Here is a 22,195-nt window from a genome sequence, read left to right on the forward strand (position 1 = left end):
GGGGAGCGGTCATCCCTTGACCGCGCCGTCGGTCAGACCGGACAGCACGCTGCGGCGGAAGATCAGTACCAGGAGCACGATGGGAACCGTCGCGGCCATGGCGCCGGCGAAGATGGTGCCGAAGGGGATCTCGTAGACCCCGGAGAAGAGGGCGATGCCCACGGGCACCGTGCGGAAGTCGTCGGCGGAGTTGAAGGTCAGGGCCATCAGGAACTCGGTCCAGGTGGCGGTGAACGTGAACACCCCGGCGGTGAACAGGGCGGGCCTGGCCTGCGGGAGGATCACGGAGAGGAGCGTGCGGACCGGGGACGCGCCGTCGACCGTCGCCGACTCCTCCAGTTCGTGCGGGATGTCGAGCAGCGAGTTGCGCAGGATCCACACCGCGAACGGCAGATGGAAGGCGACGTACGGGATGATCAGGCCCCAGTAGCTGTTGAGCAGGTCGAGCCGCCGTTCGACCAGGTAGAGCGGGGTGACCACGGCGATGGTCGGGAACACCGAGATCATCAGCAGCGCCACCATGATGGGCCCGCGACCGCGCAGCGGCAGTCGTCCCAGCGCGTACCCGGAGAACAGGCCGAGGCCCAGAACGATGGCGGTGGCACTGAGGCAGACCACCGCGCTGTTGAGGAGATAGCGGTCGAAGCCGGCCGAGGTCAGCGCCCGCGCGTAATGCGCCCACGTGGGGTCCTTGGGCAGCACGGAGGGCGGCGAGGCACCCAGCTCGCCCTCCGACTTGAAGGACGTCACCGCCATCCACAGCAGTGGCAGGGAGACCGCGAGGACCAGGACGAACGCCCCGATGTTCACGACGTTCAGCCAGCGGCGCACCCCGGTGACCTGTCGTCTGCTGCGGCTCATCGGCCCACCCCTCCCTCGTCCACCTGCATCTTGAAGGCCCGTAGGAACAGCAGACAGCCGATGGCGACCAGCGCCCCCGTCGCCGTGGCGATCGCCGCCCCGAGGCCGACGTTGAGGTCCTGGAACAGCGCCTTGTAGCCGAGGATCGCCAGTGACTGGGTGGCCGTGCCCGGACCGCCCTGGGTGAGGACGAAGGGCAGGTCGAAGATGCCGAAGGCCTGGAGGACGCGGAAGAGCACCGCCACCGCGATCACCGGTCGCAGGGCGGGCAGCACCACGAGCCGGAACGTCGTCCAGGCGCTCGCGCCGTCCATCTCGGCCGCCTCGTAGCGCTCCTGAGGGATCTTCACCAGACCGGCCAGGATGATCACGGCGACGAACGGGGTCGTCTTCCAGATGTCCGCCACCGCGAGCCCCGCGACGGCCGGCACGGGCTTGCCGAGGATCACCGGCGGTGCCTCCATGACCAGGCCGAACAGCCAGGTCACCGCCCCGTACCCGGCGTCGTACAGATACGCCCACAGCTGCGCCGAGACGACGGTGATCAGCGACCAGGGGATGAGGAGCAGCGCCAGGATCCAGCCGCGCCCCGCCTCCAGACGCTCAAGGAGCACCGCCACCGCGATGCCGAGCACGATCTCCACCGCGACCGTGCCCAGCGTGTAGCCGACGGTGAACACCAGCGAGTCCAGCCAGGCGGAACTGGAGAACATCGTCGCGTAGTTGGCGACCGTCCACTCCTGGACCTCCATGCCGCCGAAGGTGAAGCGGATCTTCGCGAAGCTGGTCACGACGGAGTACAGCACCGGGAAGAGTGTCACCAGACCCACCACGACGAGCGTCGGCGCGGTGAACAGCCATCCGGTACGTGCCTTGCGGCGGCGCAGCCCGTCTCCCCGGGGCGCGGCCTCGGGGCCGGGCACCGTCGTCGTCGCGCCCGGCCGGGTGCGCACCGGGGCCGTCACAGCGACTCCCCGGCGAGCGCGGCGGTCAGCTGGTCCTGTGCGTCGGCGACCGCGCGGGCCACTGGCACACCGGTGAGGACCCGGTTCGCGTGTGTGTAGATCGCCTTGCTGACCTGCGGGTACGACGGATTTCGGGTCGGGCGCGCGACGAGTTTCATCTCCGGTGCCAGGGCGTAGACGGGGTTCTTCGAGCCGCGGATCCAGCGGCTGTTGAGAGCCTCGCGGGTGGTGGGCAGCTGCGCGCCGTGCTCGGCCAGGACCATCTGACCCTCCTGGGCGATGAACTTGGCGAAGGCCGCGGCCGCGCCCAGCTTGCGGGAGTGCGGGTTGAGGTAGTTGCACCAGCCGCCCAGGCAGCCGAGCCCGCCCTCGCGCCCCTCGAAGCCGGGACGCAGCGCGGCACCGATCCGTCCCGCCACGGAGGAGGAGGCCGGAGCGTTGGCGATCCCCCACGCGTACGGCCAGTTCCGCAGGAACAGCGAGCGGCCCCCGGTGAAGTCGTCGATCGTGTTCTGCTCGATGAACGTGGCCACGGCGGCCGGGGAGACACGGCTGGTCACCAGGTCCCGCATCAGGCCGAGGGCCCGTTCGGCGGCCGGTCCCTCGAAGGTGGCCCGGCTGCCGTCGGCGGAGAGCGCCTGGCCCCCGGCGTCCGCGAGGATCTCGGTGACGTTGCAGGTCATCCCCTCGTAGACATTGCCCTGCCAGACGAAGCCGTGCTTGATGTCCCCGGCGCGCTGGACCCGCTGCGCGGTGCGCATCAACTCCTCCCAGGTGCGTGGCACCCGCAGCCCGTGCTTGTGCAGCAGATCGTGGCGGTAGTAGAGGTACGGCTGGTCCTGATACAGCGGGAAGGCGTACCGGTGACCTTGGTAACCGAGCGAGGTGAGCAGGGCCTTGGGATAACGCTGCCACTCCTCCTCGTCCAGCAGTGACTCCACCGGCAGCGCGAAGGATGCGGCACCGAACTGGGCGGCCCAGGTGATGTCACCCTGATACACGTCGGGACTCGCGCTGCCCGCTCCCAACTGCGTGGACAGCGCCGAGCGTTGGGTGTCGGTGCTGGCGGGCGCCTTGATGATGTTCACCGAGATCTGCGGGTACCGCTTACGGAAAGCGCTGATCAGGCGGGGTGCCAGATCGCCACCGTCCTTGGCGGCCACCGAGCTGTACCACCAGTCGATGGTCGTCTCGTGACGTGGCACCTGCTGCGCCTCGGCCGGATCCGGGGGAGTGGCCGAGGCCCGGGAACAGGCCGAGACGAGCGGGGCAGCGGCGGCGGTACCGGCAGCGATACCCAAGGAGGACAAGGTTCTTCTACGGCTCAATGTCATGGGGAGGTGCTCCTGCCGAAGTGGCGGCTGACCCGTCGCTGACAACTTCCTGAGAACGCTTGCACGCTAGGCAGTGCCGACCGAGGGCGTCAATGGGTCTGCACGGCACGGAGCTCGATGCGTACTCTCGTGAACATGCTGCGGAAACCCGCGGATCGGGATGGTGTCCGGCAGTGCTCCCACATGCGAGATAACGCTGTCACGCTCCTGTCGGAGCGTGTCAGGGCCGTGCTACGTTCCCGCCATGCCGATACCCGACCAGCGATACCCGACGATGGCCGATGTGGCCGAGCGGGCCGGGGTGTCGGTCTCCACCGTCTCGCGCACCCTGCGGGGTATGTCCACGGTCTCTCCCGAGGCTCGCCTGCGTGTCGAACAGGCGGCCAGGGACCTGGAGTTCGTGGTGTCCCGGCAGGCCTCCTCGCTGGTCACGGGGCGCACGGGAAACGTCGCGGTGCTGGCCCCCACGCTCTCCTCGTGGTTCGTCGGCTGCGTGTTGCAGGGCCTGAGTACGCAGCTGAGCGGCGCCGGCCTCGACCTGCTGATCTATCCCGTCGCCGAACTGGCCGAGCGCAAGGCCTTCTTCGAGCGGCTCCCGGCCCGGCGCAACGCCGACGCGCTGATGGTGCTCAGCTTCGACCTCACCGAGGAGGAGACGGCGCGGCTCGACGGCCTCGGCATGCCGGTCGTGTACGTCAGCCGCAAGGTCGAGGGCCGGCCGAGCGTGTACGTGGACGACGTCGCGGGCGGCCGCACCGCCACCCGACACCTGCTCACCCTCGGCCACCGCCGCATCGCGTATCTCTGCGGCCGCCGCAGCGACGGCTTCACTTACAGTTCGCGGCAGCGCAGGACCGGCTGCCTCCAGGCCCTGGCCGAGGCGGGGACCGAACCAGCCCTCGTCCGCGAGGTGCCGCACGGACGGCGCGCGGCACTGGAGGCCATCGGGGACCTGACGACCCTGTCCGACCCGCCCACCGCGGTCTTCGCCGAGACCGACGAACTCGCGCTCGACCTGCTCACGGCCCTGCGCGAGGCCCGGATCCAGGTCCCCGACCAGCTCTCCGTGTCGGGCTTCGACGACCACCCGGTGGCGGAGTGGGCCGGCCTGACCACCGTCGCCCAGGACCCGGTGAGCCTGGGCACGGTGGCCGGCGGCCTGGTCACGGAGCTGATCGCGGACCCGGACGCCGACCCTGCTCCGCACCGTGAGCTGCCGCTGCGGTTCATCCCTCGGGCGTCGACGGTGTCGCCGGGGCGCTGAGGGGGGCGGGGGCGGGCGCCAGGTCGCGCGGCGCCGCACCGTGGTACCCGGCCAACAGAGGCCTGGGCAAAGGGCCCTTGATCCGGGAGCCGGTCTCGTGCTCCTCCCAGGCGTGCGCGAGGATGCCGACGCTGCGGGAGAGTACGAACAGGCCGCGTCCCAGCTCGGCGGGGAAGCCCAGCTCGGCGTAGATGATGGCGGTCGCCCCGTCGATGTTCATCGGGACGGGGCGGGTGCGCCCGCTGGCCAGTTCCTCCTCCAGGGCGAGGCCGGCGGCCAGTGCGCGGCCCGGCACTTCCCCCGCGTCGACCGCCTCCTGCACCAGCGCCAGCAGGGGATCGCGGCGCGGGTCGTGCGGGTGGAAGCGGTGCCCGAACCCGGGCACGTACGCCTTGCGTGACCTGAACTCCGCGACCACGTCCGCGGGTTGGGCCCCCGCTGCGATCCGTTCCAGGACCTCCATGCACTGCTGGCCCGCCCCGCCGTGGGTGTCGCCGAGCAGTCCCGCGCCCGTGGCGACCGCGCTGTTGAGGCCGACTCCGCAGGTGGCGGCCATCCGTGCGGCGGCGATGGAGGGGGCCTGCGGGCCGTGGTCGACGGCGGCGACGAGGGCGGCCTCCAGGAGCTTTCCCTGTGCGGGGGTGGGGAGTTGGCCGCGCAGCATCAGCCAGATCTGCTCGGCGAAGGTGATGTGGCCGATGAGCTGTTCCACCGGGTAGCCGCGGAGCAGGATCTCACCGGGGCGGATACGGCTCACGGCGGTGGACCACCAGTCCGTGACCCGGTCCTGCTCGATCAGGCCTTCAGGTATGGGTGACTCGCTCATTCACACCGCTCCCTTTGTGCGCAGTTCCTCGATCTCCCGCTCTCCGTAACCGAGTTCGGCCAGGACCGTGTCGGTGTGTTCGCCGAGCCGCGGGGGCGGGCCGCCCGGGCCGACCGGCTCGCCGTCCACCTGGATCGCGCTGCCCAGTACCTGGAGGGGCCGGTCGCGGCCGTCGGGGAAGGGGAGGTGGTGGACGAAGCCGCGGGCCGCCAGCTGTTCCAGGCCGAGCGCGTCCGGGACGGACAGCACGCGGGCCGCGGGGACACCCGCGTCGGAGAGGATCTCCTCCCACTCCTTGGCGGTCCGCAGCGCGAGACCGGCCTCGACCTCGGTGCGCAGGGCGTCGCGGTGTGTCTTGCGGTCGGCGGGGTGCGCGAAGCGCGGGTCGGACAGCAGGTCTGCGCGGTCGATGAGGCGGCACAGTGTCGCGAACTGCTGCTGACGGTTCGCGGCGATGTTGAGGTGTCCTTCGGCGGTCGCGAAGGTACCGGAGGGCGCCGCGGTGAAGTTCTCGTTGCCCATGGGCTCCGGACTGCGGCCGGTGATCAGGTAGTTGGAGGTGACCCAGCCCATCGCGGTCAGCGCGGATTCCAGCATCGACACGTCGAGGAGGGCGCCCTCACCCGTCCGCGCCCGGCGCACGAGCGCGGCCGCGATCGCGTACGCCGCCGCCATGCCACCCAGGGTGTCCGCGACCGGGAATCCGGCCCGCAGCGGTGTGACATCAGGAGTGCCGGTGACGCTCATCATGCCGCTGAGGCCCTGCACGATCTGGTCGTACGCGGGGCGGTGGCGCATCGGTCCCGTCTGCCCGAAGCCGGAGATGGCGCAGTAGACGAGGCCCGGGTTCTCGCCTTTGAGCACGTCCCAGCCGACACCGAGACGGTCCATCACGCCGGGCCGGAAGTTCTCCACGAGGACATCCGCGTCGCGCACGGCGCGGAGCAGGGCCTCCTTGCCCGCCGGTTCCTTGAGGTTGAGGGTGAGGGAGCGTTTGCCGGCGTTCTGCGCGAGGAACGACGCGCCGAGCAGGTCCTCGCTGAGTGCGCGGTCGGCGCCCAACTGCCGTGCCAGATCGCCGGATTCGGGCATCTCGACCTTGACGACATCGGCGCCCTGGAGGGCGAGCTGGTAGCCCGCGAAGGGTCCGGCGAGGACGTTGGTGAGATCGAGGACGCGGATGCCCTCCAGCAGTGGCGTACTCATCGGGCGGTGCCTCCGATGCAGTCGAGGGCGGTGAGTGCGGTGGCGGCATCGATCAGGAGCTTCCCGAAGTCGGCGACGGTCTCCTCGGTGAAGCGGGTGGTGGGCCCGCCCAGCGCGAGCGCGGCGACGACGCGCCCGGACGGGTCGAAGACGGGCGCGGCGACACCGGACACACCCGCCTCGCGCTCCCCGTCACTGGCCGCCCAGCCCGCCACCGCGGCCCGCTGCGCCCTCTCCCACAGCAGCGCGGGCCAGTCCTCGTGCGGCGCCCCGGCCGCGACGGCCTCGACGTCGGCGCGGTCGGCGCGGGAGAGCAGGACATGGCTGGCGGCGCCGGACCACAGCGGCATCTCTTCGCCGACGCGGACCACGTGCCGCAGGGTGCGGGTGCCTTCCTGCCGGGCGATGCAGACGCGGGCGCCCTGCTGACGCACGTACAGGTGCACGGCCTCGCCGCTGCTGGCCTCGCTCAGCCGCTTCATCAGGGCGAGCGCGGCTTCCGGCAACTGCCAGGTGGAGGTGGCCAGTTCGGCCCAGCGCAGCAGTCCGGGACCCGGCACCGTGCGGCCGTCGCCGCGGCTCCACAGGAGGCCGCACTGCTCCAGGGTGTGCACGAGGCGGACGACGGTGGACTTGGCGAGTCCCGTCTCGTCGACCAGCTCGCGGACGGTGCGGGCCGGGTGCTCGGCGTCGTACAGGGCGAGCAGGTCGACCGCGCGCTGCACGCTGCGCACACCCCCCGCTTCGGACTCGGGCATGGGTCTCCTCCCGGAAACAGAACAGGTCGGCGCCGACCCCTTGTCACGGGGTGGGCCCCTCCATAACATCACCGAACCATTCAGCGGCACAAGAGAACCACCAGGCGGTACGCCGGTGATTCTCGTCCGTGCCGGACGTTCGGCGACGAGGGAGTCCCATGAGTCAAGTGGCAAGCAGAAGGCGGCTGGTGCAGCCGAGGGTGGCGGTCGCGGCCGTCTTCGGGACGACCGTCGAGTGGTACGACTTCGCGCTCTACGGCACCGCGGCGTCCCTGGTCTTCAACAAGGTGTACTTCCCCGACAGCGACCCGCTCGTCGGCACGATCCTCGCCTACGGCACCTTCGCCATCGGCTTCCTCGCCCGCCCGCTCGGCGGCGCCTACTTCGGTGAGAAGGGAGACACCCAGGGCCGCAAGAAGGTCCTCGTGGCGACACTGCTCCTGATGGGCCTGGCCACCACCGCCATCGGGCTGCTGCCGACCTACGGGCAGATCGGCGTGGCCGCACCGGTGCTCCTTACGCTGCTGCGCTTCGTGCAAGGGTTCGCCGCGGGCGGCGAGAAGACCGGCGCGCTGATCATCCTCTTCGAGAACGCCCCGCCGAAATGGCGCGGGCTGCTCACCTCGCTGCCCGCCATCGGCACGGGCACCGGCACTCTGCTGTCCACCGGCGTCTTCGCACTGTGCACCGGGCTGCTCAGCGACGACGCGTTCCTGGCCTGGGGCTGGCGCATCCCGTTCCTGCTCAGCGCGGTGCTCACCCTGTTCGGCCTGTGGGTGCGCAGGTCCCTCGACGAGACCGCCGAGTTCAAGGAGAGCGGCGCACCCGCTCCCCGGGAACGGACCGGCACCTGGCGCCAACGCCTCGCCCGCACCCGGTTCGTGGAGGCCTGGCGGCGCTACCCCAAGGAGATGATGATCGTCATCGGCGCGGGCGCCGCCGAGAACGCCGGCTACTACATCTTCGGCACCTTCTCCGTCGCCTACGCAGAGGACCGGGGCCTGTCGACCGCCGCGCTGCTCAGCGGGATCTCGATCGCGGCGGCGGTGAAACTGGTGACGGTGCCCGCGTTCGGCGCGCTCTCCGACCGCGTCGGACGGCGGGGCGTGTCGATCGGCGGGGCGCTGGTACTGCTGCTCGCGGCATGGCCGTTCTTCTGGATCGTCGAGGGCGGCAGCACCGCGCTCATCTGGGTCGCGCTGCTCGTCACGCTCGGCATCGGCCAGTCCGCGATCCTCGGCTCGCAGCCCGCCTTCTTCGCCGAACTCTTCGACACGAAGGTCCGGTTCAGCGCGGTCGGCGTCGCCAACAACATCGGCACCGTCCTGACCGGCGGACTCGCCCCGATGCTCGCCACGGCGCTGCTGCTCTGGTTCGACCACAGCGTCGCCGGCGTCGTCGTCTTCATCGCCCTGATGAGCGGCCTCACGGCGGGCACGGTGTTCCTGGCCAAGGAAACCCGACCGGTGACGGACTCTGCTGAGCGGGCCGCTGCCCCGGCGCCGATGTCGGGGTGAGCCGGGCCTGGATCTGGCGGACGTGAACCTCACGGTGCTGGCACACCCCGGAGATGTCGGAAAAGATGTCGCACATGAATGATCCCCGGCCCACCAGTACCCATGGCACGCGTGCGCTGCGGCGGCGCCTGGTGCCGATGACCGGCCGCGACCCGGACGAGCGCGGGCGGGTGTCGTCACCGCTGGAGCTGCTGTTCGACCTGACCTTCGTGGTCGCGGTGGGCACGGCTGCGTCCCAGTTCGCCGAGATGCTCGCCCAGGGACGCGCCGGGGAGGCGACCGCCGCGTTCGTGCTGGCGATGTTCGCGATCAGCGTCGCGTGGATCAGCTTCTCCTGGTTCGCTTCCGCGTTCGCCACCGACGACTGGCTCTACCGCGCCCTGACGATGGTTCAGATGATGGGCGTCGTCGTGTTCGCGCTGGGGCTGCCCGCGATGTTCCACTCCGTGGAGGAGGGCGGTCACCTCGAACTGCGGGCCATGGTCATCGGCTACGTGGTGATGCGCATCGCAATGGTGTTCCAGTGGGGACGTGCCGTTCGAGAGTCGCCCGACTTCCGTGACGTGGGGCTGGCCAACATCCGCTGGACGGTGATCGCCCAGGTCTGCTGGATCGTGGTGGCCTTCGTCCACATGCCCCTCGGCGGCGTCCTCGTCGCGTTCGTGGTCCTGGGTGTACTCGAACTGGTCCTCCCGGTGCTGACCCAGGGCTCGGCGGGCGGCACGCCCTGGCATCCGCACCATGTCGCCGAGCGCTACGGTCTCTTCGCGATCATCACTCTTGGCGAGGGCGTCGTCGGCACGGTCGCCTCCTCGGGCGACCTCCTGGGCGGTGGCGACGGCACGCACTGGACCTGGAACGCGGTCGCCGTGGTCATCGCCGGGGTGGGGCTGACCTTCGGCATGTGGTGGGTGTACTTCGCCACGCCGTTCGGTGACATCCTGGCGCACCGCCGCGGCCGGGGATACCTCTTCGGCTACGGTCACATCCCCTTGTTCATCGGCATCGCCGGATCCGGTGCTGGGCTGCACGTGGCAGGCCTGTACATGGAGCACCATGCGGAGGTCTCCGGCACCGCGGTGGTCCTCGCCCTGGCTCTGCCGGTCGGCCTCTACCTCCTCATGGTCTACCTCTTGCACACGTTGCTGGTGTCCGCGGGGGACCGCTTCCACCTGCTGTTGATCGCGCTCACCGTGTTGGTGCTGACGGCCGCGGTGGTGCTTGTCGCGGCCGGGGTGTCCGTCGCGGTCTGCCTGCTCGTGGTGATGCTCGCGCCGTTCGTCACGGTTGTCGGCTACGAGACCATCGGACACCGTCACCAGCAGCGGATGTTGGAACGGATCGGTGGGGTGTGAGGGGGCGTTGGCGGGGAGACGGCCCGGCGGGCGCGGCGCGGTGTCCCCGCGAGGCGTAAGGAGACGCCGGCGGGCCTGCCTGGGCCCGGCGGCGGGAGCCCTGCGCTTCACCCCGCCGCCCCGTCGAGCAGCCGGCTGTACCGCAACCGCAGGGCACGCTCCGTGCTGGCCGCCGCCGTGGCGAGTCCGATCGCGATGTTGGCCCACTTCGGCAGGTCGACGGGGGAGTGGAACCGGCCGGTGTGCTGCGCGATCGCGGCCGGTGCCGTGAGCTGTTCGACGAGTTGCGGCACGAGGACGGCCACCGCTGCGACGAGGACGATTGCCGAGAAGGTCGCGACGCACCGGCTCAGCGCGGGGTGTGACCGGTCGAGGCGCGCCCGGCGGCCCTCGGCCGAGGCGGGGTCCGGGGTGAGTTGGTGCTCGGCCCCGTCATCGGTGACGTAGTGGCAGCGCTTGAGACCGAAGCCGCTCATCCGGACCTCGACGACGCCGCCGGGGACGGGCAGGACGGCGGGGAGCCGGGACTGCGAGTGGAGCCTGCCGCCGAGGTAGAGGCGGGCCCTGACGTTGCCGGACGACTGGTTCTGGCCGTGTCGGACGTCGACGGAGTACACCTCATGCCGCCCGTCGGTGTGTGTCAGCCGCAGGTGGAACAGAGCCCGGAACGGAACCTGCCACCAACGGAATCGCTTCAGCGGACGCCCGTCGCCCGGCTCCACGCGCCGCACCGCTCGGCGCCGCCGCCACTCCCGCATCATGTGCGCACCCCCGTCACTTGGCCGGCTCGGCCGCGCACGCGAGGTCCCGCGGCGGGCGCTGTCCGGTGGTCAGGAACGCGGTCACCGTGTCGTTCGCGCACGTGTTGCGGCCGAACGGATAGACACCGTGGCCGCCCTGATCGACCGTCACCATCGTGGCCCGCTCGCCGAAGGCCTGGCGCAGCTTCCTGGCCCCGGCCAGCGGCGTCCCGGGATCCCGTTCGTTCTGTGCCATGAGGACGTTCGCGGGGCCCTGGTCGGTGATCCGTACCGGTGGCTCGGCGGGCTCGTCCGGCCAGAACGCGCACGGCCCGATGCTCCCTGTGGACCCGCCCACCATGGGGTACTTGAGACGGTCGAGCGCCGCGTCGCGCTGGTAGTCACCGACCTTCCTCGGCCAGGACGTGTCATTGCAGAGCACGTGGAGCCAGCCGGCCATGGAGTTCTCCGAAATCGACGGACTGGGCGGCAGCGGCTCGCCCTGGTCGAGCGACTGCCAGGCCTCGGCCAGCGCGGGCATGAGGGCGTCGCTGTAGAGGCGGTCGAAGGTCAACCCGCGAAACGCCGTCCCGTCGATGCCGTCGACCGGGTCCGCGTCCAGCCGCTTCGCGAGCCGGAAGAACGTGGCGGTCACCTGCCGCGGCGTGCCGCCGAGACCGTACGCGGGGTGCGCGGCGGCGAACACGGCGAAGTCCGGGAACCGGTCCCGCATGCCACGGCCCAGCATCCGGAAGGCGGTGCGGTCGTAGCCGCCGGGGCCCAGGTTGCTGTCGAGCACGATCCGGTCGCTGCGCTCGGGGAACAGCGTCGTGTACACCGCGCCGAGATGGGTGCCGTAGGAGTGACCGAGGTAGGACAGCTTCGGCGCGCCCAGCGCCGCCCGGACGCGGTCCATGTCGCGCGCCGTGTTCGCGGTGGTGATGTGCGGCAGCATCCACGATGTGCGCGAGTCGGCGCACTGGCGGGCGACGGTCCGCGCGTGCTTCGTCTCCCGCAGGACGTCGGCCGCGGTGTGCGCGTACCGAGGGAAGTTGCCGCGTTGGCGCTGCTGTGGTGTCAGGTCGCAGGTCACGGGTGTGCTCCGGCCGACGCCTCGTGGGTCGAAGCCGATCACGTCGTAGGAGTCGAGCACGCCCTGCGGCAGCGAACGCGCGAGCAGGGCCGGGTAGGCGAGTCCTTCGCCGCCGGGGCCGCCGGGGTTGAGGAACAGGACGCCGCGGCGCTTGGAGGGTTTGTCGCTCGCTAGGCGGGAGATCGCGATCTCGATCCGCCGGCCGTCGGGTTCGCCGTAGTCCAGGGGGACTTGGAGCGTCGAGCATTCGAGGCGCGGTGACGATTCCGGCTGCGGGCACGCGCCCCAGCGCGGGGATCCCGCATTCCGCAGCCCGGTGTCCGGCGTCGTCGCCGACGCTCCGGTTGTCGCGGTCGCTGTCGCCGTGACCGCGAGGAGGGCGAGGGTGAGGGCGAGGGACAGGGGCGTTCTGCGCATGAGCTTTCCTCCTGATGGGTGGCATGGGGAGAGCGCCCGGCGGACCCGGCCGGCACGGCGTGTGAACGACTCTGACCGCCGGGCGTGGCCCGCACATCGGCCCGGCGGCTCGGACCGCCTTGGACCTGGGGCATAGGCGCACCCGCCTCAGGTCGGACGTACCGGCCGGGGGCCCTCGCGATAATTGCCGGGTGAACACGGACATCTCGCCACGCCCCGGAGCGTGGCAGCAGACCTGGCGGCTGCTGGCGGCAGCGGCCGTGGGCGTGGTCGCCTGGCTCTACACCGGTGTGGCGGTGCACTGGCAGGGCGACGGGACGGGGGCGTGGTTCCTCGTCGGCGATCCGCTGGTGGCCCTCGGATGTCTGGCCGTGCTGCTGTGGCGACGGCGCTTCCCCGTCGCGGTCGCCCTCACGGTTGTCGTTGCCGGGACCGTCTCGGCGGCCGCCGCCGGAGCGGCGCTGTGGGCGCTGGCCTCGCTCGCCGCCCGCCGCCGTCCGAGGGAGATCGGGGCCGTCGTACTCGCCTACGTGACCGTGGCCCAGTTCACCGGCCGGGTCTACGCGATCCGGACGCCGCAGGACTCGTGGTGGCTACAGATCGTGCTCCCGGCGCTGGCCGCGGGGATCGCGGTGGCCGTGGGCATGGCCATCGGCTCGCGGCGCGTCGAAGTACGGTCCCTGCGGGACCGGGCACACAGCATGGAGCGCGAACACGCCGCCCGCGTGGCCCAGGTACGGGCGGTGGAACGCAACCGGATCGCCCGCGAGATGCACGACGTGCTCGCGCACCGGATCTCCCTGGTCGCCATGCAGGCCGGAGCCCTGGACCACCGCGGCGACCTCCCGGCGGAGGAGAACCGCACGCTGGTCCGCGGCATCGCCGACGGCTCCCGACAGGCACTCGAGGAACTACGTGACGTACTCGGGGTGCTCCGCGCCGACCCGGCGGGACCGGAACCACCGCAGCCCTCCCTCGAAGGCATCCCGGAACTCGTGGCCGACGCCCGCTCGTCCGGAGTGGATGTCACCTGCTCCACCACCGTGACGGGCGACCCGCCCGACGCCCTGGGACGCACCTGCTACCGCTTCGTCCAAGAAGGACTCACCAACGCCGCGAAACACGCCCCGGGTGCCCGTGTGCACATCACGCTGGACGGAACGGCAGGCGACACACTGCACGTCAGCGTCCACAACTCCCGGCCCACCACCGGCATCGAACCACCACCGCGCTCGGGATACGGCCTGCTCGGCCTCGGCGAACGCATCACCCTCGCCGGCGGCGAACTCGACCACCACCCCACGCCCGACCACGGATACGTCCTCACGGCACACCTACCCTGGCCGCACGCGAAGCACCACGGCGAAAGAGGGCACGAGTGAACAGCCGCCAGGAGTCAGTGCGCGTCCTCATCGTCGACGACGAGGAACTCGTCCGGATGGCACTGCGGCTCGTGATCGAAGGCGAACCCGACCTGACCGTCGTCGCGGAGGCCGCCGACGCGGAGAGCGCGCTCGCGGCCGCCGAAGAGCTGCGTCCTGACGTCGTGCTGATGGACGTACGGATGCCGGGACGCGACGGCCTCAGCACGACCCGGGAACTGCTCGGCCGACCGGCACCTCCGCGGGTGCTCATGCTGACCACCTTCGACTCCGACGAACTGGTGCTGGGCGCGCTGCGCTCGGGAGCCCTCGGATTCGTCCTCAAGGACACCAGGCCGGCGCAGCTCGTCGACGCGGTGCGCACCGTCGCGGACGGCCACCCCGTGCTGTCCCCGGCGGCCACGGCACGGGTCATCGCGGCAGCCACCGCACCGCACTCCGCCCACTCCCGCGACACCTCACGCGAGGCGGCACGGAAACGGCTGTCCGCGCTGACCGCACGCGAACTCGACACCGCCAGGGCCATCGCGGACGGGCTCGGCAATCCGCAGATCGCCGAGCGGCTGCGCATCAGCGTCGGGACCGTCAAAGCGCACACCAGCAGCTTGTTCGCCAAGTTGGGGGTCGAGAACCGGGTCCAGATCGCCCTCCTGGTCCGCGACGCGGAGCACTGACGGGCGCTGCGCGAGCGCGTAGCAGACGCGCCGTGCACCGCGCAATCCGTGCGGCGCCGAACACGGTACGTCCGCCTGTGGTGCCCGGGACCATAGGCCGGACACGGCCCCGACCCTACGGTTCCGAACACGCCCGGTGCTTCCGGCACGGCACAGCGCCGCACACAGCGCACACCGCCGCGCCGGCGACCCCAAGGCGCCGGGCGTGTGTCGAATCAAGGAGCGTTCCGCATGTCAGTGCCCCCACAACATGCGCGGCAACGGAGACGGTGGAGCCGATGGGCGGCCGGCCTCGCCGCCGTCGCCTCGCTCGTGCTCGCGTCCGTTCTCGTCGGTCCCGCATCCTCGGCGAGCGCCGCGGTGAGCCTCATGCCGGTCAGCAACTTCGGTTCAAATCCCGGTGGGTTGAAGATGTACGTCTACAAGCCGGCGTCACTGCCGGCGGGCGCGCCCGTGGTGGTCGCGCTGCACGGATGCACGCAGAACGCCCAGACGTACGCCGACAACTCGGGCCTGCCCGAGATGGCCGACCGTGACAAGTCCGTGCTCGTGCTCGCGGAGACGACGTCGTCGAACAACCTGAACAAGTGCTTCAACTGGTTCCAGCCCGGCGATGTCCAACGTGGCCAGGGTGAGGCGCTGTCGATCAAGCAGATGGCCGACCACGCGGTCTCGTCCTACGGCGGCGACCCCAAGAGGGTGTTCGTGACGGGCCTGTCCGCCGGCGGTGCCATGACCTCGGCCATGCTGGCCGCCTACCCGGACGTGTTCTCCGCCGGGGCGATCGTCGCGGGCCTACCCTCCGGGTGCGCGAAGGATGTCGTCAGCGCGTACTCCTGCATGAGCCCGGGCGTGGACAAGAGCCCGAGCGAGTGGGCGAAGCTGGTGCGTGACGCCAACCCGTCGCACTCCGGCCCCTGGCCGCGCGTCGCCATCTGGTACGGCGACAAGGACACCACCGTCGCACCGCGCAACGGCACCGAACTCCGCGACCAGTGGACGGAGTTGCACGGCGTGGGCCAGACGCCGACGAAGACCGGCAGCATCGGCCCGAACGCCACCCAGCAGGACACCTACGCGACGTCCGACGGGACGGTGGCCGTCGAGGTCGACAAGGTGCCCGGCATCAACCACGGCACCCCCGTCGACCCGGGAACCGGGGCCGAACAGTGCGGCAGCACCGGCGCCCCGTACTTCCTGGACTCGATCTGCTCCAGCCACTGGATCAGCAAGTTCTTCGGCCTCGCGGGGTAAGCAATCACCGGCCCGCCATGGTGTCCGGCGCCCTTGTCGACGCCGACGTCATGGCGGGCCCACACATGTCCGGGGCGCCCACGCAGGCTCTAGCCTCCGGCTCGTCCGCACCACGTCACTTGGAGGAACGGATGCCCCCGGCCCGCACGCAAACGCAAACGCAAACGCAAACCACCCCACCCCGCAGACGCACCGCATGCGCGGCGCTCTCGCTCGTGGGGGCTTGTTCACTCGTTCTCGCGTCCGCCGCGACCGTACCCGCGGCCGACGCGGCGGCAGCCCCCGGTGGCCACTGCGCCGCCCGTGCCCCACTCCACGTACCCGGTGCGGAGCGCCAACAGGCAGACTGCCTCGACGAGTTGACCACGGCGGGTACGGTCCAGTCCGGACACACGGACCCGGCCGACTACAACGGCCTCACCCCCAAGGACCTGCCCACCCCCACCGGCGTCCCCGGCATCCAGATCGACGGCTACTTCCCCGACACCTCCACCACGAACACCAACCACGGGTGGAACCACGACGCCCAGTTCGTGATCCGGCTGCCCGACCGCTGGAACGGCGGGCTCGTCGTCGCCGGCACACCGGCCAACCGCGAGCAGTACGCCAACGACCGCGCCATCGCCGACTGGGTCCTCAAGCGCGGCTACGCGTACGCCGCCACCGACAAGGGCAACACCGGCCTGAGCTTCTACCGCGACGGCCACAAGCCGGGCGACGCCATCGCCGAGTGGAACGACCGCGTCACCCAACTCACCCGCGCCGCCAAGGCAGTTGTCGCCCAGCGCTACCACCGCGCACCCGCCCGCACCCTCGCCACCGGCATGTCCAACGGCGGCTACCTCGTGCGCTGGCAACTGGAGAACCACCCCGAGCTCTACGACGGCGGAGTCGACTGGGAAGGCACGCTCTGGCGCACAAAGGGCCCCAACCTGCTCACCTTCCTGCCCCCGGCCCTGAGGAACTATCCGACGTACGCCGCCGGGGGCGAGGGCGCCGACACCGCACAACAGGCCATGCACCAGGCCGGATACCCGGAAGATTCCGAGTTCCTGTGGCCCTACCACCACAAGGTCTACTGGGATCTGACCCAGCGCATCTACCGCGAGGAACTCGACCCGGACTACGACGGCGCGACCGACGCCGGCACCCCCTACTGTGCCCCGGGAACCCCCGCCTGCGACGCCGACTACGACTACGCGGACCGGCCCAAGGCAGTCCAACAGGCCGTCGACCGCATCGCGTTGACGGGACGTATCGGAAAACCTCTGATCACACTCCAGGGCACCCTCGACGTCCTGCTGCCCATCAGCAAGGACTCCGACGTCTACGCGAAGATGGTGCGGGAGTCCGGACGCGGCGCGCTCCTGCGCTACTACCGCATCGAGGACGGCACCCACGTCGACTCCCTCGTCGACACCTTCCCCGACGAACTCCGCCCCATCGTGCCGTGCTATCGCTCGGCCTTCGAGGCCATGGAGGAGTGGGGCGCCGGAAAGGGGCGGCCCCCGGCCGACCACACCGTCCGGCGCCCGGCCGCAGCGGACAGTGCGACGCTGCTCACCAGTTGCCCGTTGGAGTAGCACCCCCCGAACTTCAGCCCTTCAGGTCGCGCAGATACGTGCCGAACTTCTCCAGGCCGTCGATGTTGCGCGGTCCGCTGATGCCCTCGTTGTAGTCGAGGACGAAGAAGTTGTCCTTCTTGACCGCGGGAAGGTCCCTCGTGTGCGGCGAACTCTTCAGGAAGTCGATCTTCTTCTTGGCGGGTTGGTCACCGTAGTCCAGGACGATGACGACCTCGGGCCGACTGGTGGCGACGGCCTCCCAGTTGACCTGGGTCCAGCGCTGATCGACGTCGGCGAAGACGTTGCGGCCTCCGGCGCTCTTGATGATGTCCGTGGGTGGCACCTGGGCGCCCGCCGTGAACGGCTGGTCCGTGCCCGAGTCGTAGAGGAAGACCGGCACGCGCTCGCCCTTGGGGGCCTTCGCCTCGACGGCCCGAACGCGCTGCTTGAGGTCGCCGACGACGTCCTTCGCACGCTCCTCCACACCGAAGATCCTGCCGAGTCGGTCGAGGTCGGAGTAGAGAGCATTGAAGGGTGTCAACGTCTGTGGGTGCTTGGGGTAGTTGAAGCAGCTCTCGGTGTGCATGAAGCTCTGCACGCCCAGCTTGTCGAGGATCGCGGGGGTGATGCCCCGCTGGTCGCTGAAACCGGAGTTCCAGCCCGCGACCACGAAGTCGGCCTTGGCGTCGACCACGATCTCCTTGTTGAGCAGGTCGTCGCTGAGCTTCTTGACCTTCGCGTACTCCTTCGCCCAGGGGGACTCCTCGACCGGCGGGTTCGCGGGCGGCATGACGTAGCCGAGCACCCGGTCGGTCAGGCCCAGGCTGAAGAGTTTGTCGGCGCTGCCGCCCTCGTAGGCGACGGCGCGCTTCGGCTTCGTGTACGCGACGCTCTCGCCGCATCGCTTCACGGTGGTCTTCTCGGCGGTGGCCGTCTTGGAGTCGGGTTCCACGGAGGCGCCGCAGGCGGTGGTCAGGAAGGCGGCGGCCACGGCGGTGCTCAGGGCGGCCCGTCTGCGGAACGAGGCGCGGGGCGGGAGGAGTTGCGGCATGTGTGGTGCACCTTTCGGAGTGTGGCGAGTGGCGAGTGGGTGTGTCAGGGGGCCGGGGAAGGGATGGAGGTGGCGGTGGAGGTGAGCGAGTAGAGCAGCTGGGGGTCGCCGGTCAGCGGATGCGGGACGACGCTGGCCTCCACCCCGAACACGTCCCGGACGAGCTCGGGCGTGAGGACGTCCTTCGGTGTCCCGGCAGTCACCAGGCGTCCCTGTGAAAGCACGCCGATCCGGTCGCAGGCGGCCGCCGCGAGATTGAGGTCGTGCAGGACGATCAGGACGGTGAGCCCCGACTCCCGTAGCAGGGCGAGGAGTTGTACCTGGTGGCGTACGTCGAGGTGGTTGGTCGGTTCGTCCAGGACCAGGATCTCGGGGTCCTGGACGAGCGCGCGGGCGACCAGGACGCGTTGGCGTTCGCCGCCGGACAGGGTCAGGACTCCCCGGTCGGAGAGGTGGCGGATGCCGAGGCGTTCCATGGTCGCGGCGCACACCTCGCGTTCCCGCCGGCTCAGGCGCTGGTTGCCGCGCAGGTGGGGCGCGCGGCCGAGGGCGACGGCCTCCTCGACGGTGAAGTCGAGGTCGACGGCGCCGTCCTGGGTCATGGCCGCGATCAGCTGCGCGCCGCGCCGCAGTGTCAGGCGGGACAGGTCGTCACCACCCACCCGTACGGCCCCCGAGGTGGGACGCAGGGCCCGGTAGACGCAGCGCAGCGCGGTGGACTTCCCGCTGCCGTTGGGGCCGACGAGACCCACGACGTGGCCCTCGGGCACGTCGAGGGACAGGTCGCGCACCAGGCTCTTGCCGTCGGTGACGACCGAGAGGCCGTCAAGGCGCAGATCCATCTCAACGCCCCCCGAACACATAGCCGTTGCGGCGCATCAACGTGATGAAGACCGGCACGCCGACGAGCGCGGTGATGACACCGAGGGGCAGTTCACGCGGGGCTGCCAGGGTGCGGGAGACCAGGTCGACCCAGACCATGAACACGGCTCCGGCGAGCGGCGCGACGGTCAGCACCCGGGCGTGGGTGGCTCCGACGACCATGCGCACCAGATGCGGAAGCACCAGGCCGACGAAGGCGATGGCGCCGCTGACCGAGACCAGGACACCGGTGACGAGTGACACCAGGAGGAGCAGCGCCTTGCGGTGTCGGTCGGGGTCGATGCCCAGGCTCGTGGCTGTCTCGTCGCCGAGCGCGAGGAGGTCGAGTGCGCGGGCGTGCCGGTGCAGGACGACCATGCCGACCACCACGACGGCGGTCACGAGGGGCAGCACACCCCAGGTGGCGGCGCCGAAGCCGCCGAGCGTCCAGTGCAGGACGGTGCTGGTGGCCTCGCTGTCGGGGGCGAGGTAGACGATGACGCTCATCAGCGCCTGGAAGCCGAACGACAGGGCCACGCCGGTCAGGACGAGGCGCAGTGGCGAGAGCGCGCCGCGGCGCGCGGAGGCCACGTAGACGAGGACGGACGCGGCCAGCGCGCCGAGGAACGCCCCCGCCGACACCGCGTAGATGCCGAGCGCGGCGAGGCCTCCGGTGACCGTGACGGTGACCGCTCCGACCGAGGCGCCGGACGAGACACCGAGGACGAACGGGTCGGCGAGTGCGTTGCGCACCATGGCCTGGACGGCGACGCCGATCGCGCTCAGCCCGGCGCCGACCAGCGCGGCGAGCAGGACCCGGGGTGTGCGGATCTGCCAGATGATCTGGTACGTGGTGACCTCGTCGGCCCGGATCGTCCCGCCGGTCAGCGCGGCCCACAGGTAGTGGGCGGTCTCGCCCGGGGTGACCACGGCGGCTCCGAGGCCGATGGCGACGACGACGGAGACGACGAGCAGCACGCCGAGAACCGCGCAGGTCAGGAGGAGGCCGGGGAGGGTGGCAAGGAGCCTCTTCTTGCCGGGGGTCGGCTCCGGGCTGCCGGTGGCCGGGTCCGGCGGGGAAGCGCCGGACCGCTTCGTCGGCGGGGCGGTGAGGGGCGGGGGCATGCGGCCACCCTTTCCATCGAGAGGAACGGTCGTCGGGGTCGGCGCTCGGCTACGCCACCGCGGCGGCGGGCGCGTCCGCCCCCGCCCAGCTCATCCGGCACCAGGGCAGGGCGAGTTCGTCGAGGGATGTGACGGGGCGGGGGGCGAGATCCGCCACGCGGGCGGCCTCGTGATGGCGGGCGAACACACTGTCCACGTACCGGTGGCCGGTGTCGGCGGCGATGAACAGCACGGTGCGCCCCGGGTCCTGGGCCCGTTCCCAGCCGGCCGTCAGGTGCCCGGCTCCCGTGGACAGGCCCGCGAAGACGGCGTGGCGGCGCAGCAGGTCGACGCTGCCCGCGAGCGCGGCGTCGAACGAGACCCAGTGGACGACGTCGTACGACGCGTGGCGGACGTTACCGAAGGGGATGGAGCTGCCGATCCCGGCGATGATGATGTCCGGGTCGGCGACGTGTTCGCTGCCGAAGGTGATGCTGCCGAAGGGCTGCACACCCACGAGGCGGACATCGCCGCCCGACTCCCGCAGATAGCGGGCGAGCGCCCCGGTCGAGACACCGGACCCGACGCCGCCGACGACCGTGAGCGGCTCGCTCGCGCCGAGTTGCTCGCGTACGTGGTCGGCGACCGCGCGGTAGCCGAGATAGTGGATGTCGTCGTGGTACTGGCGCATCCAGTGGTAGTCGGGGTGCTCGGCGAGGATCTCCTGGATCCGGGCGACCCGCCGCTTCTGATCCAGCTTGAGGTCGGCGCACGGCTCCATCTGCTCCAACGTCGCTCCAAGTAGGGCGAGTTGGGTGCGCAGCGTGTGATCGACGGTGGTGGAGCCGACGATGTGGCAGCGCATGCCGTGCCGGTGGCAGGCCAGCGCGAGTGCGTAGGCGTAGATGCCGCTGGAGCTGTCGAGGAGGGTGTCGCCGCGGCGTACCGCGCCGGTGGCGAGCAGGTGCTCGACGGCCGTGAGGGCGGATACCACCTTCATGGTCTCAAAGCGCAGGCAGACGAGCCGGTCGTCGAGGCGTATCAGGTCCGGTCGGCCGATCGCCTCGGCGATGTGCTGCTCCATGGGCGAACTCCTCAGGGGTGGGGAAGGTCGTGAAGGTCCGGGTGACGGGCAGGCCCTCACGCTCCAGGTCCTGCGCGCAGCGACGGATGCGGTGCCTGGTCCCGGGGGCCGCCGGGTCGAAGAGGACTCCGGCGACGGAGCCGCTGTGCGCGATCTGTACGCCGACGGCCCCCGCGCGGTCCGCGAGGGCGGTGAGCGTGTCGAACCCGGCGTGCCCGAGGCGCAGTTGGCCGCGGCGGGCGCTGGCCGTGGCGACGCTTCCGAGCAGGGCGGGGTCGCGTTCACGCACGGCGCGGCGCAGCCGGGCGCGCAGTGTCTCGTAGGCGTCGACGTCGCTGTCGGCGCAGGTGGGTGCGGGCAGACCGAGGGTGTCGACCGGGGTGCCGCCGGCCAGCGTGCAGCCCACGACGACCACCGGGGGCAGCGCGTCGCCGAGCACTTCGAGGACCCGGCCGTGCCGCTGGGCGAACAGGCGTGGGCGGCCGTCGAGCATCAGTGGGTCGCAGGCCAGCTCGGCGCTCAGGGCGATCCGGGTCACCACGGAGGGGGCGAGGCACAGTCCGAAGGCGTCGGCCACGGCCCGTACCGCGGCGAGCACGTCGCTGGTCGAACTGCCCATGCCGAGACCGACGGGAATGTCGCCGACAAGTGTCAACGCGCCGCCGCACGGCTCCCGTTCACACCGCGCGGCACACTCCTCGACGGTGAGGGTGGCGGCGCGCAGCGCCTTCGTGCGGTCGGCGGGGACGACGGTGAGCGCGCCGGGCCCGGGGGTGAACCGGGCATGGGTGCCGGGCTCGTTCATCGGGAGTGTGACGAGGCCCGGGCGACATCGCCCGTGTTCGTCGCGGAAGACACCTTGGAGGATCTCACCGTGGTGACAC

At 70.9% G+C, this 22,195-nt stretch carries 20 protein-coding genes; 7 read left to right on the forward strand and 13 right to left on the reverse strand.

Annotated elements, in window-relative coordinates:
• Positions 1-9: 9 nt before the first annotated feature.
• Genes OKJ99_RS00915 through OKJ99_RS00925 form a run of 3 tightly spaced genes read right to left on the reverse strand, consistent with a single transcriptional unit; the run spans position 10 to position 3,127 of the window.
• The gene (locus tag OKJ99_RS00915) at positions 10-861 is read right to left on the reverse strand and encodes a carbohydrate ABC transporter permease (RefSeq protein ID WP_326013646.1); all 852 of its coding nucleotides are present in this window, start codon (positions 859-861) and stop codon (positions 10-12) included.
• On the reverse strand, positions 858-1,826 hold the full coding sequence (locus OKJ99_RS00920) for a carbohydrate ABC transporter permease (RefSeq protein ID WP_326013648.1): 969 nt from the start codon (positions 1,824-1,826) through the stop codon (positions 858-860). Before OKJ99_RS00920 ends, OKJ99_RS00915 begins: the two co-directional genes overlap by 4 nt.
• Positions 1,823-3,127, reverse strand: a complete 1,305-nt coding sequence (locus OKJ99_RS00925) for an extracellular solute-binding protein (protein ID WP_326013649.1) — start codon at positions 3,125-3,127, stop codon at positions 1,823-1,825. Before OKJ99_RS00925 ends, OKJ99_RS00920 begins: the two co-directional genes overlap by 4 nt.
• A gap of 277 nt (positions 3,128-3,404) precedes the next feature.
• Here OKJ99_RS00925 and OKJ99_RS00930 point away from each other — a divergent pair, with 277 nt between their 5' ends.
• Positions 3,405-4,424, forward strand: a complete 1,020-nt coding sequence (locus tag OKJ99_RS00930; RefSeq protein ID WP_326013650.1) for a LacI family DNA-binding transcriptional regulator — start codon at positions 3,405-3,407, stop codon at positions 4,422-4,424.
• Here the strand turns inward: OKJ99_RS00930 and OKJ99_RS00935 are convergent.
• From OKJ99_RS00935 to OKJ99_RS00945, 3 genes are read right to left on the reverse strand one after another with little or no spacing between them, the layout of a single operon-like run.
• Positions 4,387-5,250 (reverse strand): citryl-CoA lyase, encoded by an 864-nt coding sequence (locus OKJ99_RS00935; protein WP_326013652.1) that lies wholly within the window; start codon positions 5,248-5,250, stop codon positions 4,387-4,389. The two genes, OKJ99_RS00930 and OKJ99_RS00935, sit on opposite strands and share 38 nt — an antisense overlap.
• The gene (locus OKJ99_RS00940) at positions 5,251-6,456 is read right to left on the reverse strand and encodes a CaiB/BaiF CoA transferase family protein (RefSeq protein WP_326013654.1); all 1,206 of its coding nucleotides are present in this window, start codon (positions 6,454-6,456) and stop codon (positions 5,251-5,253) included.
• Complete coding sequence (locus OKJ99_RS00945; protein ID WP_326013656.1) at positions 6,453-7,214, reverse strand: IclR family transcriptional regulator; 762 nt, start codon at positions 7,212-7,214, stop codon at positions 6,453-6,455. Before OKJ99_RS00945 ends, OKJ99_RS00940 begins: the two co-directional genes overlap by 4 nt.
• 167 nt (positions 7,215-7,381) lie before the next feature.
• On the opposite strand from OKJ99_RS00945, the gene OKJ99_RS00950 reads away from it, so the two are divergent.
• Both OKJ99_RS00950 and OKJ99_RS00955 read left to right on the forward strand, forming a co-directional pair.
• Positions 7,382-8,731, forward strand: coding sequence for an MFS transporter (locus OKJ99_RS00950; protein ID WP_326013657.1), 1,350 nt, complete (start codon positions 7,382-7,384; stop codon positions 8,729-8,731).
• 74 nt (positions 8,732-8,805) lie between these two features.
• Positions 8,806-10,086, forward strand: coding sequence for a low temperature requirement protein A (locus OKJ99_RS00955; protein WP_326013658.1), 1,281 nt, complete (start codon positions 8,806-8,808; stop codon positions 10,084-10,086).
• 107 nt (positions 10,087-10,193) lie between these two features.
• Here the strand turns inward: OKJ99_RS00955 and OKJ99_RS00960 are convergent, their stop codons facing one another.
• Together OKJ99_RS00960 and OKJ99_RS00965 are read right to left on the reverse strand one after the other, a co-directional pair.
• The gene (locus tag OKJ99_RS00960) at positions 10,194-10,847 is read right to left on the reverse strand and encodes a hypothetical protein (RefSeq protein WP_326013659.1); all 654 of its coding nucleotides are present in this window, start codon (positions 10,845-10,847) and stop codon (positions 10,194-10,196) included.
• A 13-nt stretch (positions 10,848-10,860) separates the two neighbouring features.
• The gene (locus tag OKJ99_RS00965) at positions 10,861-12,336 is read right to left on the reverse strand and encodes an alpha/beta hydrolase (RefSeq protein WP_326013660.1); all 1,476 of its coding nucleotides are present in this window, start codon (positions 12,334-12,336) and stop codon (positions 10,861-10,863) included.
• 191 nt (positions 12,337-12,527) lie between these two features.
• On the opposite strand from OKJ99_RS00965, the gene OKJ99_RS00970 reads away from it, so the two are divergent.
• From OKJ99_RS00970 to OKJ99_RS00985, 4 genes are all read left to right on the forward strand, one after another.
• Positions 12,528-13,718, forward strand: a complete 1,191-nt coding sequence (locus tag OKJ99_RS00970; protein ID WP_326013661.1) for a sensor histidine kinase — start codon at positions 12,528-12,530, stop codon at positions 13,716-13,718.
• Entirely contained in the window at positions 13,715-14,392 is a 678-nt protein-coding gene (locus tag OKJ99_RS00975) for a response regulator transcription factor (protein WP_326013662.1), read from the forward strand. The genes OKJ99_RS00970 and OKJ99_RS00975 overlap by 4 nt, the downstream gene beginning before the upstream one ends.
• Positions 14,393-14,623: 231 nt before the next feature.
• Positions 14,624-15,646 carry an extracellular catalytic domain type 1 short-chain-length polyhydroxyalkanoate depolymerase gene (locus OKJ99_RS00980; RefSeq protein WP_407700623.1) on the forward strand — a complete coding sequence of 341 codons (1,023 nt, stop codon included), beginning with the start codon at positions 14,624-14,626 and terminating at the stop codon, positions 15,644-15,646.
• A 131-nt stretch (positions 15,647-15,777) separates the two neighbouring features.
• On the forward strand, positions 15,778-17,229 hold the full coding sequence (locus OKJ99_RS00985; RefSeq protein ID WP_326013663.1) for a tannase/feruloyl esterase family alpha/beta hydrolase: 1,452 nt from the start codon (positions 15,778-15,780) through the stop codon (positions 17,227-17,229).
• Between the two features lie 13 nt (positions 17,230-17,242).
• On the opposite strand, the gene OKJ99_RS00990 is transcribed toward OKJ99_RS00985, so the two are convergent.
• Genes OKJ99_RS00990 through OKJ99_RS01010 form a run of 5 tightly spaced genes read right to left on the reverse strand, consistent with a single transcriptional unit; the run spans position 17,243 to position 22,116 of the window.
• A complete protein-coding gene (locus OKJ99_RS00990; protein ID WP_326013664.1) occupies positions 17,243-18,262 on the reverse strand; it encodes an ABC transporter substrate-binding protein in 1,020 nt (339 codons plus the stop codon).
• Between the two features lie 44 nt (positions 18,263-18,306).
• On the reverse strand, positions 18,307-19,104 hold the full coding sequence (locus OKJ99_RS00995) for an ABC transporter ATP-binding protein (RefSeq protein WP_326013665.1): 798 nt from the start codon (positions 19,102-19,104) through the stop codon (positions 18,307-18,309).
• A 1-nt stretch (position 19,105) separates the two neighbouring features.
• Positions 19,106-20,248, reverse strand: coding sequence for a FecCD family ABC transporter permease (locus OKJ99_RS01000; RefSeq protein WP_326013666.1), 1,143 nt, complete (start codon positions 20,246-20,248; stop codon positions 19,106-19,108).
• A 49-nt stretch (positions 20,249-20,297) separates the two neighbouring features.
• A complete protein-coding gene (locus OKJ99_RS01005; protein WP_326013667.1) occupies positions 20,298-21,311 on the reverse strand; it encodes a pyridoxal-phosphate dependent enzyme in 1,014 nt (337 codons plus the stop codon).
• Entirely contained in the window at positions 21,232-22,116 is an 885-nt protein-coding gene (locus OKJ99_RS01010) for a GHMP family kinase ATP-binding protein (protein ID WP_326013668.1), read from the reverse strand. Before OKJ99_RS01010 ends, OKJ99_RS01005 begins: the two co-directional genes overlap by 80 nt.
• Positions 22,117-22,195 lie beyond the last annotated feature (79 nt).

Origin of the sequence: Streptomyces endophyticus (genome assembly GCF_035798155.1) — a bacterium.
GTDB classification, from domain to species: domain Bacteria; phylum Actinomycetota; class Actinomycetes; order Streptomycetales; family Streptomycetaceae; genus Streptomyces; species Streptomyces endophyticus.